Annotated in this window: 15 protein-coding genes; 12 read left to right on the top strand and 3 right to left on the bottom strand. The window is 61.0% G+C overall.

Annotation, left to right across the window (positions count from 1 at the left end; all coding sequences use genetic code 11):
* Positions 1 to 8: 8 nt before the first annotated feature.
* Positions 9 to 317 carry an RcnB family protein gene (locus tag LUU92_RS10480; RefSeq protein WP_257103565.1) on the bottom strand — a complete coding sequence of 103 codons (309 nt, stop codon included), beginning with the start codon at positions 315 to 317 and terminating at the stop codon, positions 9 to 11.
* A 191-nt stretch (positions 318 to 508) separates the two neighbouring features.
* On the opposite strand from LUU92_RS10480, the gene LUU92_RS10475 reads away from it, so the two are divergent.
* The 4 genes from LUU92_RS10475 to LUU92_RS10460 all read left to right on the top strand — a co-directional run bounded on the left by LUU92_RS10475 (position 509) and on the right by LUU92_RS10460 (position 5,552).
* Positions 509 to 1,066, top strand: a complete 558-nt coding sequence (locus LUU92_RS10475) for a helix-turn-helix domain-containing protein (protein WP_071489653.1) — start codon at positions 509 to 511, stop codon at positions 1,064 to 1,066.
* Between the two features lie 11 nt (positions 1,067 to 1,077).
* The gene (locus LUU92_RS10470; RefSeq protein ID WP_071489654.1) at positions 1,078 to 2,424 is read left to right on the top strand and encodes a glutamine synthetase family protein; all 1,347 of its coding nucleotides are present in this window, start codon (positions 1,078 to 1,080) and stop codon (positions 2,422 to 2,424) included.
* 20 nt (positions 2,425 to 2,444) lie between these two features.
* On the top strand, positions 2,445 to 3,545 hold the full coding sequence (locus LUU92_RS10465) for a DNA alkylation repair protein (RefSeq protein WP_257103564.1): 1,101 nt from the start codon (positions 2,445 to 2,447) through the stop codon (positions 3,543 to 3,545).
* A gap of 147 nt (positions 3,546 to 3,692) precedes the next feature.
* Positions 3,693 to 5,552, top strand: a complete 1,860-nt coding sequence (locus tag LUU92_RS10460) for a DUF3857 domain-containing transglutaminase family protein (RefSeq protein WP_257103563.1) — start codon at positions 3,693 to 3,695, stop codon at positions 5,550 to 5,552.
* A 23-nt stretch (positions 5,553 to 5,575) separates the two neighbouring features.
* Here LUU92_RS10460 and LUU92_RS10455 read toward each other — a convergent pair whose 3' ends face one another.
* Entirely contained in the window at positions 5,576 to 6,466 is an 891-nt protein-coding gene (locus LUU92_RS10455) for a LysR family transcriptional regulator (RefSeq protein WP_222541409.1), read from the bottom strand.
* Positions 6,467 to 6,596: 130 nt separating this feature from the next.
* Here LUU92_RS10455 and LUU92_RS10450 point away from each other — a divergent pair, with 130 nt between their 5' ends.
* The 6 genes from LUU92_RS10450 to LUU92_RS10425 all read left to right on the top strand — a co-directional run bounded on the left by LUU92_RS10450 (position 6,597) and on the right by LUU92_RS10425 (position 14,436).
* Positions 6,597 to 8,243, top strand: a complete 1,647-nt coding sequence (locus LUU92_RS10450; RefSeq protein WP_257103562.1) for a GMC family oxidoreductase — start codon at positions 6,597 to 6,599, stop codon at positions 8,241 to 8,243.
* A gap of 65 nt (positions 8,244 to 8,308) precedes the next feature.
* Entirely contained in the window at positions 8,309 to 9,931 is a 1,623-nt protein-coding gene (locus tag LUU92_RS10445) for an MFS transporter (protein ID WP_071489659.1), read from the top strand.
* Between the two features lie 165 nt (positions 9,932 to 10,096).
* Entirely contained in the window at positions 10,097 to 12,046 is a 1,950-nt protein-coding gene (locus tag LUU92_RS10440; RefSeq protein ID WP_257103842.1) for a DNA topoisomerase III, read from the top strand.
* 131 nt (positions 12,047 to 12,177) lie between these two features.
* Positions 12,178 to 12,618 carry a CBS domain-containing protein gene (locus tag LUU92_RS10435; RefSeq protein WP_071489660.1) on the top strand — a complete coding sequence of 147 codons (441 nt, stop codon included), beginning with the start codon at positions 12,178 to 12,180 and terminating at the stop codon, positions 12,616 to 12,618.
* A gap of 8 nt (positions 12,619 to 12,626) precedes the next feature.
* Positions 12,627 to 13,472: an NAD-dependent protein deacetylase gene (locus LUU92_RS10430; protein ID WP_071489661.1), complete on the top strand. Its 846-nt coding sequence runs from the start codon at positions 12,627 to 12,629 to the stop codon at positions 13,470 to 13,472.
* 634 nt (positions 13,473 to 14,106) lie between these two features.
* Complete coding sequence (locus LUU92_RS10425; RefSeq protein ID WP_025854475.1) at positions 14,107 to 14,436, top strand: hypothetical protein; 330 nt, start codon at positions 14,107 to 14,109, stop codon at positions 14,434 to 14,436.
* Between the two features lie 61 nt (positions 14,437 to 14,497).
* Here LUU92_RS10425 and LUU92_RS10420 read toward each other — a convergent pair whose 3' ends face one another.
* A complete protein-coding gene (locus LUU92_RS10420; RefSeq protein ID WP_071489662.1) occupies positions 14,498 to 15,403 on the bottom strand; it encodes a LysR family transcriptional regulator in 906 nt (301 codons plus the stop codon).
* Positions 15,404 to 15,536: 133 nt separating this feature from the next.
* On the opposite strand from LUU92_RS10420, the gene LUU92_RS10415 reads away from it, so the two are divergent.
* Positions 15,537 to 16,235: a CoA transferase subunit A gene (locus LUU92_RS10415; RefSeq protein WP_058425579.1), complete on the top strand. Its 699-nt coding sequence runs from the start codon at positions 15,537 to 15,539 to the stop codon at positions 16,233 to 16,235.
* Between the two features lie 34 nt (positions 16,236 to 16,269).
* Positions 16,270 to 16,929: a CoA transferase subunit B gene (locus LUU92_RS10410; protein WP_257103561.1), complete on the top strand. Its 660-nt coding sequence runs from the start codon at positions 16,270 to 16,272 to the stop codon at positions 16,927 to 16,929.
* Positions 16,930 to 16,939 lie beyond the last annotated feature (10 nt).

Here is a 16,939-nt window from a genome sequence, read left to right as displayed (position 1 = left end):
ATGCAAGGTCATTTCTTGACAGGGGTGATCTCGAGAATGGTGCCGTTGGTGGTTTTGAGCAGCACGAACTTATCACCTACCCGCGCCCACTGGCTGTCCTCTTCAGGCTGTTTGAGACCGCGCTTTTTCCAGTCGCTGACGGCCGACTCCTTGCGCATCAGGATATCCGGGGCACGGTCACCTTCTTTCAAGTCACGGGTATTGATACTCGAAGGTTGTACGGTTTCCTGCGGGGTATCACCGGCCTGCACGATAAAGCTGGCGGTGGACAGGCTGGTGGCGACCAGCAGGCAGGCAGCGAGGGATCTGAATTTCATGGGAGTTCCTTCAATGAAAAGGTGTGTACCGAAGTTCGGACCGCTGCCACTCGCGATCATTCAATTGTGCCAACCTTCGCGCGTCGCTACAGCAGCCGTTCCAGCCCGAACGGGTGCGCGCAAAAGCCCATGCCATTGCCCTTGTGAAATAAATCCTGTAATTTTTCATGAAATTTATCGAAATAAATTTCATGAACAAACAAGAAGAACTTGCCACCCTCGCGGCACTGATCCACGACCTGCGCAAGCACAAGAAGCTTACCCTCGCCCAGCTCGCACAGAAAATCGAGCGTTCGGTGGGCTTCCTGTCCCAGGTCGAGCGTGGCCTGTCGCGCCCGACCGTGGCGGACTTGACCGCCATCAGCCATGCCCTCGGCGTACCTACTACTTACTTCTACAGCCAGCCCAAACCCAAGGCCGTGGACTGGATCACCCGCCCCAACGAGCGGCGCACGGTGTATTACGCCAACGGCATCACCGACATCCTCGTCTCGCCGAGCATGAACGGCGCCTTCTCGATGCTCGACAGCCTGCTGGCCCCCGGTGCCAACAGCGGTGAACAAACCATGAGCGACCGCGCCGAACAGGCCGGGTTTGTGCTGGAGGGCGAGTTGACGTTGTGGGTGGACGGTGAAGCCGGCTCAGTCACCCTCGGCCCCGGCGACAGCTTCCACCTGGCCAGTTTTGCCCATTGCCGCTACGCCAACCTGACCGACCTGCCCGCCCGCGTGTTGTGGGTTTACAACTAGGAGCAACACCCGTGAAAAGCCATGCCTCCACGTTACTGGCCGAAGTACGGACTTTTCGCCAGAACCATCCGGACGTGCGTTATGTCGACCTGATCGCCCTGGACATTCCCGGGCACTTCTACGGCAAGCGCTACCCCATCGAGATGCTGGAAAAAGTCGCCGCCGGCAGCCCGCTGAAGCTGCCACAGAACGCCGTGTTGCTGGGGGTTCAGGGCGGGTTGTTCAAGATTGGCGACTACTGCTTCAACGACGGCGACCCGGATGCCAACCGTCGCCTGGTGCCGGGCACCCTCAAGCCGGTGAGTTGGGAATCGCAGCCGCTGGGACAGATGCTGATCACCTCGGACGGCACCGAGGCGCCCATCGAGTTCGAACCCCGCGAAGTGCTGGCCAAGGTGCTGGAACGCCTGCAACACAAGGGCATTCACCCGGTGGTGGCGTTCGAACTGGAGTTCTACCTGTTCGACAAAAAACTCGACAATGGCCTGCCGCAATTTGCCCGCGACCCGTTGAGCGATGACGCCGACGACCAGCCCAACCTGCACATCGAACGGCTGTCGCGCTTCAGCGAAGTACTGGATGACATGGCGCAAACCGCCAAGGACCAGGGCATCGATATCACCGTGATCACCGCCGAGATCGGCCCCGGCCAGTTCGAAATCAACTTCGGCCACCTCGACGATGGGATGCGTGCTGCCGACTGGGCCGCCCTGTTCTGCCGCAGCACCCGTGGCGTGGCGTTGAAACACGGTTACCGCGCCAGCTTCATGGCCAAGCCCTACCTGCAATATCCCGGCAGCGGCATGCATGTGCATGTGAGCCTGTATGACGGTGCGGGTAACAATTTGCTGGCGGCGCACCAGCAGCAACCCTTGCGCCATGCCGTCGCCGGATGCCTGGAGTTGCTGCCACACTGCATGCCGATCTTCTCGCCCAACCACAATGCCTTCCGCCGCCTGGGCGGTACGGTCAACGCCGCCACCCGCGCCAGCTGGGGCTTTGAAGACCGCGACGCGTGCGTGCGCATCCCCGAGTCCGACCCGCGCAACCTGCGTATCGAACATCGACTGGCCAGTGCCGATGCCAACCCATACCTGGTGCTGGCGGCGATCCTGGTTGGCCTGGAACACGGTCTTGAGGCCAGGCGCGAACCCATCGCCCCGCTGAATGAAGACCGCAGCAGCGGCAGCGACTTCCCCCTGGAAATGCTCGACGCCGTGCGTGCCATGCAGCATCACGCGGTATTGCGCGATAAGCTGGGCGCCGAATTTGTCGAGGTGTACTGCGAAAACAAGCGTCAGGACCACTTGGCCTTCCAGCAAGAGATCCATGCGCGGGAATATCGCTGGTTTCTCTAATAGCACTCACGGAATCATCGATGACCGACCAAAGCGCCCCGGCCCTCAAGGAAATCTTCAACGTCGAACGCCTGCAACACATCGCCACCGAGATGACGGCGGTGTACCCGGCGTTCGACGCCAAGGGGTTCCTCAAGCACGCCAAGGCCGGGCTGGCCGAATTGTCGGTGATGCAGCGCATGGCGCGGGTCAGCGAGAGCCTGCATGCGGTCATCCCGCTGGATTACCCGCAAACGCTGAAGCGGCTCTACGCCCTGGCCCCGCGCCTGAACAGTTCGTTTGTCAGCCTGTTCCTGCCGCACTTCGTGGCGAGCTACGGGCGGGATGATTTCAAACGTTCAATGGCCGCGCTCAAGTACTTCACGACGTTTGGCTCCGCCGAATTCGCGATCCGCCATTTTCTACTGCACGACTTCCCGCGCACGTTGGCGGTGATGCACGAATGGTCGCTGGATACCAACGAACACGTGCGCCGCCTGGCCAGCGAAGGTTCGCGGCCGCGCTTGCCCTGGTCGTTCCGCCTGGCCGAAATACAGGCCAACCCCGAACTGTGTGCGTCGATCCTCGACAACCTCAAGGCAGATACCAGCCTGTACGTGCGCAAGTCGGTGGCCAACCACCTCAACGACATCACCAAGGACCACCCGGAATGGGTGCTCAGCCTGATCGAAGGTTGGAATCTGGATAACCCTCACACCGCCTGGATCGCCCGCCACGCGCTGCGCAGCCTGATCAAGCAAGGTAACACGCGTGCGCTGACGATCATGGGGGCCGGGGCCAGGGCCGACGTGAAGATCCACCATCTGCAAGTGACGCCAGCGGTGATCAACCTGGGAGAGCGGATCAACCTGTCCTTCACCTTGGAATCCACCGCCGCAGCCCCACAGAAGGTGGTGGTGGACTACGCCATCGACTATGTGAAAAGTGCCGGCCACAGTGCGGCGAAGGTGTTCAAGCTCAAGGCGTTTACCCTCGGCGCTGGCGAACTTCACAGCATCCGCCGTGAGCAACATATCCGCGAGTTGACCACGCGCAAGCATTACCCCGGCAAGCATGTCGTCCATGTGCTGATCAACGGCGAGAAGCTTGCCAGCGCCGACTTCGAACTGAGAAACGACTGACATAAATCAAAGAAAAGGCTCTAGCACGGGCCTTTCAGCCACATAAATTGTCGAACAATCCTGGCTTTCTTAGTTGCGAGCAATTATCATCCAGCGCCTTCTCGCTACCCACCGGGTAGCTGTTTCAATGTGTCACCCGAGGCGCCCATGTACCGTTTTTCGTTTCACCGCCCCCTGATTGCCATCAGCCTGGGGCTTGTTGCTCCTGGCGTATTTGCCGCGCTGCAGCCCCTGGCCGAAGCACCACTGGCCAGCGACACCGAGCTGCACTGCCACTTCAGCCGCGACGCCAGTACCGACTGCACCACCACCTACCGCTATACGATCCTCAAGCCGAGCGGCCGCGAAATGCTCTCACGCATCGACTTCGATTATTCCGAAGGCGACATCTTTGAAGTGATCAGCGCGCAGTCCACTCAGCCCGGCGCCAAACCAGTGGCGCTGGATGCGACGCAGATCGACACCCGCATCGCGCCCAATCCGGACCAGGGCTTCAGCCGCGACAAACAGACCTCTCTAGCCTTCCCCAACCTGCGCGTCGGCACGCAGATTCGCTACACCGTACGCGAGCACCACGCCGCCAAGCCCTTGATGACCCAGTTTCACTACGTGCTCAAATTCGGCGCCAGCCCGGCGCGGCGCGACCGGTTCAAGGCGCGTTTTACTGCGGAGCGCCCCATCCAGTGGCGCAGCGAACTGTTCGAGGGTTTCAGCGTAACGCCGTCGCAGAATGGCAAGACCCTGGACGTGGTGCAAAAGGCCCCGACCTACCTCAACTACATCAACGAAGCCTCCAACGCCGCGTTGCTGCGCATCCCGCGTATCGAGATAGGCAGTGCTCTGGAGCCCCAGGCGTACTTCGGGGCGTTCGCGCAGCGCTACAACCAGATCCTCGGTGCCAACCTGCCACCACAAGGTGCTGCTGCCGTGGTTGCCGTACGCGGTTTGGCACCGGCCGAACAGGTTGCGGCATTGATGCAGCACATCAACGATCACTATCGCTACCTGGGTGACTGGCGTGCGACAGAGCGCGGCTACGTGCCCTTCAACCTCGCTGAAATCGAACAACACGGTTATGGCGACTGTAAGGACCTGGCAATCCTGCTGACCGCCTTGCTCAAGGCCAGTGGCATCAAGGCCGAGACCGCCTGGGTCAGCCGGGGCGATGTGGTCGAGTCGCTACTGATCCCCGGCCCCCAGGCGCCGAACCACGCCATCGTCCGCGCCGAAGTGGATGGCCAGGTGTGGTGGCTCGACCCGACCAACCCGGTGTTCGCCCCCGGTCAGGTCATGCCCGATATCCAGGACCGCTGGGTGCTGGTCAACGACGCCCAGGGTCAGGTGCGCGAGGAACATATCCCGCTGGAACGCCCCGAAACCACCCTGCGCCTGGATAAACAGGTGCACTACGACAAACAAGGCTACGGCACGACCCAGGCCACGATCACCTTCAGTCGCCTGCCGCTGATGCAACTGAGCGTCGCCGACCGCCAGCAAGGCAGCACCGCCACCGACCAGGACATCTGCGCCAACTTCGGCAACGAGATCAGCGACTGCCAGATCACCCGCCCGGCCACCGGCTTTGTGGTACATGACGGCTATACCGTCACGGCCAAAATGAATGATCAGCGTGCGCTGGAAAAGCTGGCGAATGACTACGTATATAGCGATGAATCGCTCAAGGGTCGTTGGGATGGTTTTATCAACTACCGCCGCCAAGGGCAGCAGGCCGAGCTTGATCTGGGCAACCCGCAAACCCATGACTACCGCATCACCCTGAGCGGTGGGCGGATGGAAAAAGCCATCCCGGGTTGCCAGGTGCGTTCGCCGTGGTATGACTTGGATCTGCAGGGTTCGCAGGCGAATGGCGGGCTGCGTTATCACTATCGCCTGAGCCAGAAGGTGCGTTGGTTGAGCCGTGATGAGATTGTCAGCAAGGCGTTCGGGAAAATGATCGAGGATGCACGGGCTTGCGCGGAGCAGGTGCATCAAGTGGTGAAACTCTAACCCTCTGTTGGGCAGGCCTGGCATCAGGCCTCGCCCAACAACAACCCCTGCTCCCGCGCGCACAACTCCACCACGTAATCCCACAACACCCGCAGCCGCACTGACTTGTGCAATTCCCGGCGCGAGCTGATCCAGTAGCTGCGCTGGATCCCCTCCCCCGGCAGCAACGGCACCAGGTCCGGGTCGCCGGCGGCCATGAAGCACGGTAATACCGCAATCCCCAAACCGGAGCGCGCCGCCTGATGCTGGGCGATCACGCTGGTGCTGTGGAACACCACCTTGGGGTTGCGGCAGAAGCTGCTGAGGAATTTGAGTTCCTGGCTGAACAGCAGGTCGTCGACGTAATCGATCCAGGCGTGTGCCGCAAGGTCTTCGCGCTTTTCAATCGGCGGGTTGCGCGCCAGGTAGCCGCGGCTGGCGTAGAGGGCCAGGCGGTAGTCGGTAAGTTTGCGCGTGACCAGTTGATCGACGCTCGGCCGCTCGAGGTGGATGCTGATTTCCGCTTCGCGGTTGAGGATGCTGACAAAGCGCGGCACCGCCACCAGCTCCACTTCCAACCCGGGGTAGCGCTCGAACAGCCCGCCCATGCGGCTGGCCAGGAACATCACGCCCAGGCCTTCGGCCACACCCAGGCGGATCTTGCCCAGGGGCGCGGCAGCATGAGTCAGCTCGTCTTCGGCCAGCAGTGCGACGTTTTCCATGGCCTCGGCATGTTTTAGCAGGGCCTCGCCGGCGGGGGTCAGTTCGTAGCCCTGGGCATGCTGCACGAATAGCGCGGTGCCGAGACTTTTCTCGATCGCCTCGATATGCCGGGCCACAGTGGCATGGGTGGTTTTCAGGCGTTGCGCGGCGGTGAGCAAGCGACCGCTGCGCTGCAGCTCGAGAAAGTACCGCAGGTCATTCCAGTCGAACATGACGCCTCCATTGCCTATCCCTGGGCTACGCTGTTTAAAAACGCACAGCAGCTGGGTAAAAACTAACATTTTTAAGACGAAAACTAACAACTAGGATGGGGCCAATAAGAAAAACAAGCGAGACCTTCAGATGCCCATTGCAACTGCTGAATACGATTACATCGTCGTAGGCGCCGGCCCAGCGGGCTGCCTGCTGGCCAATCGACTGTCCGCCAACCCCGCCCACCGCGTGCTGCTGCTCGAAGCCGGTGGCCGCGACAATTACCCCTGGATCCATATCCCCGTCGGCTACCTGTTCTGCATCGGCAACCCACGCACCGACTGGTGCTTCAAGACCGAAGCCCAGGAAGGCCTGCAAGGCCGTGCGCTGAGTTATCCACGGGGCAAGGTGCTGGGCGGCTGCTCCTCCATCAACGGCATGATCTACATGCGTGGCCAGGCCCAGGACTACGACGGCTGGGCGGCCGCAGGTAATGAAGGTTGGGCGTGGAAGGACGTGCTGCCGCTGTTCAAGCAGAGCGAAAACCACTTTGCCGGCGGCTCGGAATTTCACAGCGACGGCGGTGAATGGCGAGTCGAGCAACAGCGTCTGCACTGGCCGATCCTCGATGCGTTCCGCGATGCGGCGGCGCAGAGCGGCATCGCCAACATCAGCGATTTCAACCAGGGCGATAACGAAGGCTGCGGCTACTTCCAGGTCAACCAGAAGGCCGGGGTACGCTGGAACGCGGCCAAGGCGTTTCTCAAGCCGGTGCGCCAGCGCCCCAACCTCACCGTGCTGACCGAAGTGGAAGTGGACCGCGTGCTCCTGGAAAACGGCCGTGCCTGCCAAGTGGTCGGGCGTCAACACGGCCAGCAAGTGAGCTGGAAAGCGCGCAAGGAGATTGTGCTGTGCGCCGGTGCAGTGGGTTCGCCGGGCATCCTGCAACGGTCAGGGATCGGTCCCGCCAACGTGCTGAAGCCACTGGGCATCGAAGTGCTGCATGAACTGCCCGGCGTCGGCGGCAACCTCCAGGACCACCTGCAACTGCGGCTGATCTACAAACTGGAAAACGCCCGCACCCTCAACCAGATCGCCGGCACCCTGTGGGGCAAGATGGGCATGGGCCTGCGCTACCTCTACGACCGCAGCGGCCCGCTGTCGATGGCGCCCAGTCAACTGGGTGCGTTTGCGCGCTCGGGTCCGGAACAGACCTCGGCCAACCTGGAATACCACGTACAGCCACTGTCCCTGGAGCGTTTCGGCGAACCGTTGCACGGGTTCCCGGCGTTTACCGCGTCGGTCTGCGACTTGCGTCCGCAGAGCCGGGGCCGTATCGACATCCGCTCGGCCAACCCGGCGGACGCACCGCTGATCCGCCCCAACTACCTCAGCCATCCGGAAGACCTGCGCGTGGCCGCCGATGCGATCCGCCTGACGCGCCGCATCGTCGCCGCACCGGCCCTGAGCCAGTTCAAGCCGGTGGAGTATCTGCCGGGCGATTCGCTGCAGACCGAAGCGCAATTGCACGAAGCCGCCGCACGCATCGGAACGACGATCTTCCACCCGGTCGGCACCTGCCGCATGGGCAACGATAAAGACGCAGTGGTCGACGCCCAACTGCGGGTGCACGGCGTGCCCGGCTTGCGCATCGCCGACGCTTCGATCATGCCGCGCATCACCTCTGGCAATACCTGTTCACCCACGCTGATGATCGCGGAGAAGGCCGCGCAGCTGATCCTTTCGCCGAATACAAGGAGTCTCGCCCCGGAGAAAGAACTGGTTCATGCAATCTGAATAGCGGCGCCGAACCTGGCGCCGACAGTGGAACAACAATAAATAATCACTGTGAGGGCTACCCGATGTCAGAACATGCTCAAACCCTGGGCTCGCCGGTCGACGCGAGCACCAGCAACGACTCAAAGAAAGTCATCTTCGCCTCGTCCCTGGGGACGGTGTTCGAGTGGTATGACTTTTTCCTCTACGGCGCCCTGGCGGCGGTGATCAGCAAGCAGTTCTTCGCCGGGGTCAACGACACCACGGCATTCATCTTTGCCCTGATGGCCTTTGCGGCCGGCTTTGTAGTGCGGCCCTTCGGTGCGCTGGTGTTTGGTCGGTTGGGCGACATGATCGGGCGCAAGTACACCTTTTTGGTCACCATCATTCTGATGGGCGTGGCGACCTTCTGTGTCGGGTTGCTGCCAACCTACGCCAGCATCGGCATCGCAGCGCCGATCATCCTGATCGTGCTGCGCATGCTGCAGGGCCTGGCGCTGGGCGGCGAATACGGCGGCGCCGCAACCTACGTGGCCGAGCACGCACCGGCCGGCAAGCGCGGCTTCCACACCAGCTGGATTCAATCCACGGCGACCATCGGCCTGCTGCTGTCGCTGCTGGTGGTGCTGGCCTGCCGTTACTTCACCGGTGACCAGTTCGAAGTCTGGGGCTGGCGCATTCCGTTCCTGTTCTCCATCGTGCTGCTGGGCATTTCCACCTGGATCCGCATGAGCCTGCACGAATCGCCCGCGTTCCTGAAAATGAAAGAGGAAGGCAAGGCCAGCAAGGCGCCGATCCGTGAGTCCTTCGGCAAATGGGAAAACCTCAAGGTGGTGCTGATCGCGCTGTTCAGCATCAACGGCGGGCAAGCGGTAACCTTCTACGCGGCGCAGTTCTACGTGCTGTTCTTCCTCACGCAGTTCCTGAAGATGGACCCGGCCCTGGCCAACATGCTGTTGATCATCAGCGTGGTGATCGGTGCACCGTTCTTTATCTTCTTCGGCTGGCTGTCGGACAAGATCGGGCGCAAGCCGGTGCTGATGCTCGGCCTGCTGCTGGCCACCGTGCTGTATTTCCCGATCTTCAAGAGCCTGGCGCACTACACCAACCCGGCGATGGACCAGGCCAGCACCCAGGCGCCGATCACCGTGATGGCCGACCCGGCCACCTGCACCTTCCAGTTCGACCCGGTGGGCAAGGCGAAATTTGACAGCCCGTGCGACAAGGTCAAGACCTTCCTGGTCAAGCAAGGCCTGCCCTACAGCAGCGTCGCCGCCCCCGCCGGCAGCCCCGTGCAAGTGAGCGTGGGCGACGTGCGTATCGATGGTTTTGACGAAAAAGCCCTGCGTGGCGCGGTGACCCTGGCCGGCTATCCGTCTTCGGCGGACGTGGCCCAGGTCAACAAGACCATGGTGGTGGTGCTGATCGTGGCGCTGATCCTGATTGCCGCGATGTGCTACGGCCCGCTGGCAGCGCTGATGGTGGAGCTATTTCCGACGCGTATCCGCTACACCTCGATGTCCCTGCCCTACCACATCGGTAACGGCTGGTTTGGCGGGTTCCTGCCGACCGTATCGTTTGCCCTGGTGGTCTACACCGGCGATATCTTCTACGGCCTGTGGTACCCGGTGGTGGTGACCGGGGTGAGTTTGATCGTGGGGATGGTCTGCCTTAAAGAGACCCGTCACGTGGATATCGATAACAACTAACCCGATCTCCTGAGCACAGAAGATCCGCTGTGGGAGGGGGCAAGCCCCTCCCACATTTGCCTTCAGGCGCCTACATAAATTGCTGTACATCCATACAGATAATGGTTGATCAATGCGCGCCGACTGAGCATCCTGCACAGCATCAACCCGATCTGTGTGACGACCATGCGCCTGTACCTCTGTGAAAAACCCTCCCAGGCCAAGGACATTGCGGCCGTGCTCGGCGCCAGCCGCCGTGGCGAGGGGTGCTGGCTGGGCAATGGGGTCACGGTCACCTGGTGCATCGGCCACCTGCTGGAAACCGCCCCGCCGGATGCCTACGACGAAAAGTACAAGCGCTGGGTACTGGCCGACCTGCCCATCGTCCCGGAAAAATGGAAGATGCGCGTCAAGCCCAAGACCGCCAGCCAGTTCAAGGCGGTCAAGCGCCTGCTGGGGGAAGCCCAGGAGCTGGTGATCGCCACCGACGCCGACCGTGAAGGCGAGATGATCGCCCGCGAGCTGGTGGAGCATTGCCGTTATCGCGGGCCGATCCAGCGGCTGTGGCTATCCGCGCTGGATGATGCCTCGATCCGCAAGGCCCTGGCGGCGCTCAAGCCGGGCGCCGAGACGTTCAGCCTGTATCACTCGGCCCTGGGCCGCTCCCGCGCCGACTGGCTGATTGGCATGAACATGAGCCGCCTGTTCACCTTGCTCGGGCGCCAATCCGGTTACCAGGGCGTGTTGCCCGTAGGCCGGGTGCAAACGCCAACCCTGCGCCTGGTGGTGGACCGCGATCGCAGCATCGCCGATTTTGTGCCGGTGGCTTACTGGGCCATCGATGTCGACCTGCGCCACGGGGGCATGACCTTTACCGCCCAATGGCGCGCGCCCGAGGACGCCTGTGACGACCAGGGCCGCTGCCTCAACCCGCAGTTGGCGCGGGACGCGGCCGACGCCATGACCAACGCCGCCACCGCCCGGCTGGTGAAACTGCGCACCGAGCGCATGCGTGAAGTGGCGCCCCTGCCCTTCGACCTGGGCACCCTGCAGGAAATCTGCTCCAGGAAGCTCGGCCTTGGCGCCCAGGAAACCCTGGATATCGCCCAGTCGTTGTATGAAACCCATAAAGTCATCACCTACCCGCGCAGTGATTGCGGCTATCTACCGATGAGCCAGCACCCCGACGCGCCGAAGATCCTGGCTGCGTTGGCACGTGCGGATACCGCAGTGAACGAGCTGATGCCGCATATCGATACCCAGCGACGCTCGCGGGCGTGGAACGATGCCAAGGTCAGCGCTCACCACGGCATCATCCCTACCGGCGCCGGCAAGGATGTGGGACAACTCACCGGCAAGCATCGTGCGGTGTATACCCTGATCCGCGCACGCTACCTGGCGCAGTTCCTGTCCAACCATGAGTACGATCGCACCCAGGCGGATTTCGACTGTGCGAATCAGGCGTTGCGTGCAGTGGGCAAAGTAGTGATCGAACCGGGCTGGAAACGCGCCCTGCCCGAAGCCCTGGCGCCAGCCAAGGGACGTGAAGCGCCGGCTCCGCAAGCCCTGCCGCCATTGGTACAGGGCCAGGATTATGGGGTGGCCAGGGTCAACCTCAAGGACCTGTGGACCCAACCGCCCAAACCCTTTACCGAAGGTGACCTGATCAAGGCGATGAAAAACGTCGCCAAGTTGGTGGAAGACCCGCTGCTCAAGCAAAAGCTCAAGGACACCACCGGCATCGGCACCGAAGCCACCCGCGCCGGCATCATCCAGGGGCTGTTGGACCGTGGTTACCTGGTGAAGAACGGCAAGGCGCTATCAGCTACACCGGCGGCATTCAGCCTGATCGACGCCGTGCCCCGGGCCATCGCCGACCCAGGCACCACCGCCATCTGGGAGCAGGCCCTGGACATGGTGCAAAGCGGCGAAATGAGCTTGGAAGACTTCGTCGCCAAGCAGGCGGCCTGGATGAGCAAGCAGGTCGCCCGTTGCAATGGCATGCGCATGACCATCACCGGTCCCGCCAGCCCGGCAGGCCGAGGTGCCACGCCATGGAAAAAGAAACGCAAGAGCACGCCACACAAGACGACGGCCAGTCCCAAGCGGGCCAAAAAACCGAAAAATGCCGGCTAAACACCCAAAAAAACCGGCGAATGACGTTTTTCGACGGGTTTAGCGCCGCTTTGGACCTTGCAGCGCGGTGGCCGGTCTAGGATTCTGTAGTGGGACCCTGACTAACCAACAACAACACCGGAGTGGCCGCCATGAAGACCGTTGCAGAAGTGCTCAAAGCCAAGGACCAGAAAAACCAGGAAGTGCATGTCATCAAACACGACCACACCGTGTTTGAAGCCTTGGTGCGGATGTCGGAGAAAAACGTCGGGGCCTTGCCGGTGGTCCAGGATGACGTAGTGGTCGGGATCATCAGCGAGCGTGATTACGCCCGCAAAATCATGCTCAAGGGGCTGTCGTCGGTCACCACCAAGGTCCATGAGGTGATGAGCTCCCCGGTGATCACCGTCGACACCCATAAAAAGGTCGATGAGTGTATGAATATCATGACCGACAGTCACCTGCGCCACCTGCCCGTGGTCGAAGACGGCAAGCTGTTGGGGCTGCTGTCCATCGGCGACCTGGTCAAGGAAGCCATTGCCGACCAGGCTGACCTGATCAAACAGCTGGAGCAGTACATCCGCGGCGAATAGGGGAGCCCATGCTCGACACGCTGAAACACCAAGAGAACCAACTCGATACCTTGCATCGGGCCATGGCCGAACGGCACTTTCTGGTGTTGACCGGTGCGGGGATCAGCACGTCGTCGGGCATTCCCGACTACCGCGACAGTGACGGCGTGCGCCGGGGCAAGGCGCCGATGATGTACCAGGAGTTCCTCGCCACCGCGCAGGCACGCCGCCGTTATTGGGCGCGGGCGATGCTCGGGTGGCCGAGGGTCCGCATTGCGCAGCCGAACAAGGCGCACCTGGCATTGGCGACATTGCAGCAACGCGGGCGTATCAGCGGGCTGATCACGCAAAACGTCGACACCCTGCATGATCAGGCCGGCACCCATGATGTAATCGAACTGCACGGCAGCCTGCACCGGGTGCTGTGCCTGGATTGCCAGTTGCGCAGTGCACGCGATGCAATTCAGCGGCAGATGGAAATCGACAACCCCTACCTGGCGCAGGTCCATGCGGTGCAGGCGCCCGATGGAGACACCTTGCTCGACCCTGCTTTTGAAGAACACTTTCAGGTCCCCCACTGCCCCCATTGCAATGGCGAGCGCCTGAAGCCGGATGTGGTGTTTTTCGGTGAGAACGTAGCACCGGCGACAGCAGCCAGGGCAATGGCCGCCGTCGGCCATGCCGAGGGCTTGCTGGTAGTCGGTTCGTCGCTGATGGCCTATTCGGCATTCCGCCTGTGCAAAGCCATGGTCGAACAGGGCAAACCCGTCATCGCCATCAACCTGGGCAAGACCCGCGCAGATGAGCTGTTGCAGGTGAAGATCGAAGCCGAGTGCGAGCGACTTTTGCCGCGTTTGGTCGAACGGTTACGGTAACTCAATCAAGCGCAGATCCTTTGTGGCGAGCCGGCTTGTCCCGCGTTGGGCTGCAGAGCAGCCCCAATCCAGGCGCTGAAAAGTTCCTGATGCTGCGCAGTGTTCTTATTGGGGCCGCTTCGCAGCCCAACGCGGGACAAGCCCGCTCGCCACAACAGGCGTTATACAGCCTGACCTGCACTTCCAGAAAATGACGCCCAAGTCACGTTTTCCCGCATTCTCCCGTCCCCACGGCAATTTATGTAGTGAGAAAAAATAATCACTACATAAGCGTTGACGTAACCATTTTGTCCTTGCATTATCGAGACGTCTCCCGGATCGGGAGCGTTGGCAACAAGCGTTTTGAACAAGCTCGTCTGACCGCCGAGCTGTTTTTTCCGGATGTGCACTGCCCACAAGGCAGATTGATGAAGCTGACCGGCCCTAAGGGCTCGGTACAAGGCGCTCAAATGCGGCTTGTCTTCGTTATGAATGCATTGCGTAGCAGTTCATCAGCAAGACTACATGCATCAGGTTCAAGACCCTGCCCGTATTCGGCAGACCGTCGCTGACGCCCGGTTTTCGCAACCGGAGACAACTTACGAAGTATTAACGAACCAACTGATAGATCGCCAACTGGTCAAGGGGCTTACACATGAATCTGAACAACCAACCAACTATCGATGAATTGGCTGAGATGTTCGCAGCGCAGAAAGACACACTCGACGACCATATCCTGTGGATTGGCAAATCGGGCGAAGTGCAAATTGACTGCCTGGCGCCCCACACCGAAGAGGCCGAGTTCGACCGCAACAACCGTGAACTGGCGGCGCGCCTGAAGATGTACCGCCGTGGCCAGGGTTATGTCGGCAAGAAAGCAGCCGCCGATCGCAACTTTATCGAGCAGGTCTTCCACACACTTAATACCGAATGGCAGAATCTCAAGGGCCAATCGCAAGTTAAAGTGATTGATAGATACTGCTGATAACACCGCATTAAACATTTAAGCCCGCTTGTTGATTCGAGCGGGCTTTTTAATTGCGGCTCTACAACACTGCGGGAAATCGTCCCTTCTTCGCTTCGTCGCAAAAGATATCAAACAACACCTGCGCTGCCGCCGAGAGTTCATGGCCGGGTTTGGTCAGCACCCCAATCGGTCGTTCAATGACCGGATCGGTCAAGGTGATGCAATGAGCCCCCGCCTCCTCCATCTGCCGCGCACACAATGCGGGGACGGCGCTGACACCCAACCCCGTCGCTACCATCTTGCCTACAGTCGCCAGTTGATGGCTTTCCAGCGCCACCGGCAACTTCATCTGCCGCGCCCCCAGATGCTCCTCCAGCATCACCCGCACCGTCGAAGGTCGCTGCAACGTGATGAACGGCTGCTCCAGCAAGGTTTTCCAGTCGATTTCATCAAGCTCGACCAACGGCGAATCCCCCGGCACCACGGCAATGAAGCGATCCAGGTACAACGGCGTGAACGCCAGCGACGAACCGTCTGAAGGCTCGAACGCCACGCCCAGCTCCACCTGGCGGTCGCGCACCATTTCCAGCACCTGCTCGTTGATCAAGTCGTGCACGGTGACATTCACCTGCGGGTAACGCGCGCGGAATATCTTCAGGATCGGCGGTAGCAAGTTGCCCGCGAACGATGGCATCGCCGCCACCGTGACCCGCCCGCGTTGCAGGGTAAAGCGCTGGCGCAGTTCGTCCTCGGTGTTGTCCCAGTCGGCAATCAAGCGGCGCGCCAAAGGCAGCAGGGATTCCCCCTCGGGTGTCAACGCGACGTTGCGCGTATTACGGCTGAACAGGCGCCCACCCAGGCCTTCTTCCAGACCCTTGATGGTCAAGCTCAGTGCCGACTGGGAAAGGTGCAGGCGTTCGCAGGCGGCGGCGAAACTCAGGCTCTGGGCCACGGCGAGAAACGCGCGCATCTGTTTAACTGTCATGACGCTACTCCAAATGGCCAGGCGACTATGCTGTTTTTTAAATCAATCAACCTTAAAAAACAACTTAACAAATCAATCCGTCGGAGCAACACTCGGTTCATTGGCTGGCCCACAAACAATAAAAGAGGTGCATATGGCAGGTTTCGATAAACGCGTGGCGTCCTACGAGGAAGCACTGGCGGGCCTGGAAGACGGCATGACCGTACTCTCCGGCGGTTTTGGCCTGTGCGGCATTCCGGAAAACCTCATTGCCGAGATCAAGCGCAAAGGCACCCGCGACCTCACCGTGGTATCCAACAACTGCGGCGTCGACGGCTTTGGCCTGGGCGTGCTGCTGGAGCAGAAGCAGATCAGCAAGGTGATCGCCTCCTACGTGGGTGAAAACGCCCTGTTCGAGAAGCAGTTGCTCAGCGGCGAAATCGAAGTGGTGCTGACCCCCCAGGGCACCCTGGCCGAAAAAATGCGCGCGGGCGGCGCCGGCATCCCGGCCTTCTTCACCGCCACCGGTGTTGGCACTCCGGTCGCCGAAGGCAAGGAAACCCGCGAATTCAATGGTCGTCCGTACCTGATGGAAGAGTCCATCACCGGCGACTTCGCCATCGTCAAAGGCTGGAAAGCCGACCACTTCGGCAACGTCATCTACCGCCACACCGCTCAGAATTTCAACCCGCTGGCTGCCACCGCCGGCAAGATCACCGTGGTCGAAGTCGAAGAAATCGTCGAACCGGGCGAGCTGGACCCGGCGCAGATCCACACCCCTGGCATCTACGTCGACCGGATCATCTGCGGCACGTTCGAGAAGCGCATCGAACAGCGCACCGTACGCAAATAATCCGCCCCCAGCCCGAACAATAAGGACACATAAAATGGCTCTTACCCGCGAACAAATGGCTCAACGCGTCGCCCGCGAAATGCAGGACGGTTTCTACGTCAACCTGGGCATCGGCATTCCGACCCTGGTGGCCAACTACATTCCGGAAGGCATCGAAGTGATGCTGCAATCGGAAAACGGCCTGCTCGGCATGGGCCCGTTTCCGACCGAAGACACCATCGACGCCGACATGATCAACGCCGGCAAGCAGACCGTGACCGCGCGTATCGGCGCGTCGATCTTCTCGTCCGCCGAGTCCTTCGCGATGATCCGCGGCGGCCACGTCGACCTCACTGTACTCGGCGCGTTTGAAGTCGACGTACAAGGCAACATCGCCTCGTGGATGATCCCCGGCAAGCTGGTCAAGGGCATGGGCGGCGCCATGGACCTGGTGGCCGGTGCAGAAAACATCATCGTGATCATGACCCATGCCTCCAAGGACGGTGAGTCCAAGTTGCTCAGCCAATGCAGCCTGCCGCTGACCGGCGCCCACTGCATCAAGCGTGTACTGACGGACCTGGCGTACCTGGAAATCGAAAATGGCGCTTTTGTCCTCAAGGAACGCGCACCTGGCGTCAGCGTTGAAGAGATTGTGCGCAAGACCGCCGGTAAACTGATCGTCCCGGACCACGTTCCAGAAATGCACTTCCAGTGAGGACAGATTC

This window comes from Pseudomonas extremorientalis (genome assembly GCF_024584605.1).
Lineage (GTDB): Bacteria > Pseudomonadota > Gammaproteobacteria > Pseudomonadales > Pseudomonadaceae > Aquipseudomonas > Aquipseudomonas extremorientalis.
The sequence above is the reverse complement of the archived record's forward strand: the minus strand, read 5'-3'. Positions and strand labels throughout refer to the sequence as shown.

Excerpts from the sequence above, each read along its gene's own strand:
- LUU92_RS10465 (WP_257103564.1), top strand. The coding sequence starts at position 2,445 with ATGACCGACCAAAGCGCCCCGGCCCTCAAGGAAATCTTCAACGTCGAA.
- LUU92_RS10475 (WP_071489653.1), top strand. The coding sequence starts at position 509 with ATGAACAAACAAGAAGAACTTGCCACCCTCGCGGCACTGATCCACGAC.
- LUU92_RS10425 (WP_025854475.1), top strand. The coding sequence starts at position 14,107 with ATGAATCTGAACAACCAACCAACTATCGATGAATTGGCTGAGATGTTC.
- LUU92_RS10480 (WP_257103565.1), bottom strand. The coding sequence starts at position 317 with ATGAAATTCAGATCCCTCGCTGCCTGCCTGCTGGTCGCCACCAGCCTG.
- LUU92_RS10455 (WP_222541409.1), bottom strand. The coding sequence starts at position 6,466 with ATGTTCGACTGGAATGACCTGCGGTACTTTCTCGAGCTGCAGCGCAGC.
- LUU92_RS10430 (WP_071489661.1), top strand. The coding sequence starts at position 12,627 with ATGCTCGACACGCTGAAACACCAAGAGAACCAACTCGATACCTTGCAT.
- LUU92_RS10460 (WP_257103563.1), top strand. The coding sequence starts at position 3,693 with ATGTACCGTTTTTCGTTTCACCGCCCCCTGATTGCCATCAGCCTGGGG.
- LUU92_RS10420 (WP_071489662.1), bottom strand. The coding sequence starts at position 15,403 with ATGACAGTTAAACAGATGCGCGCGTTTCTCGCCGTGGCCCAGAGCCTG.
- LUU92_RS10410 (WP_257103561.1), top strand. The coding sequence starts at position 16,270 with ATGGCTCTTACCCGCGAACAAATGGCTCAACGCGTCGCCCGCGAAATG.
- LUU92_RS10435 (WP_071489660.1), top strand. The coding sequence starts at position 12,178 with ATGAAGACCGTTGCAGAAGTGCTCAAAGCCAAGGACCAGAAAAACCAG.
- LUU92_RS10415 (WP_058425579.1), top strand. The coding sequence starts at position 15,537 with ATGGCAGGTTTCGATAAACGCGTGGCGTCCTACGAGGAAGCACTGGCG.
- LUU92_RS10440 (WP_257103842.1), top strand. The coding sequence starts at position 10,097 with ATGCGCCTGTACCTCTGTGAAAAACCCTCCCAGGCCAAGGACATTGCG.
- LUU92_RS10450 (WP_257103562.1), top strand. The coding sequence starts at position 6,597 with ATGCCCATTGCAACTGCTGAATACGATTACATCGTCGTAGGCGCCGGC.
- LUU92_RS10445 (WP_071489659.1), top strand. The coding sequence starts at position 8,309 with ATGTCAGAACATGCTCAAACCCTGGGCTCGCCGGTCGACGCGAGCACC.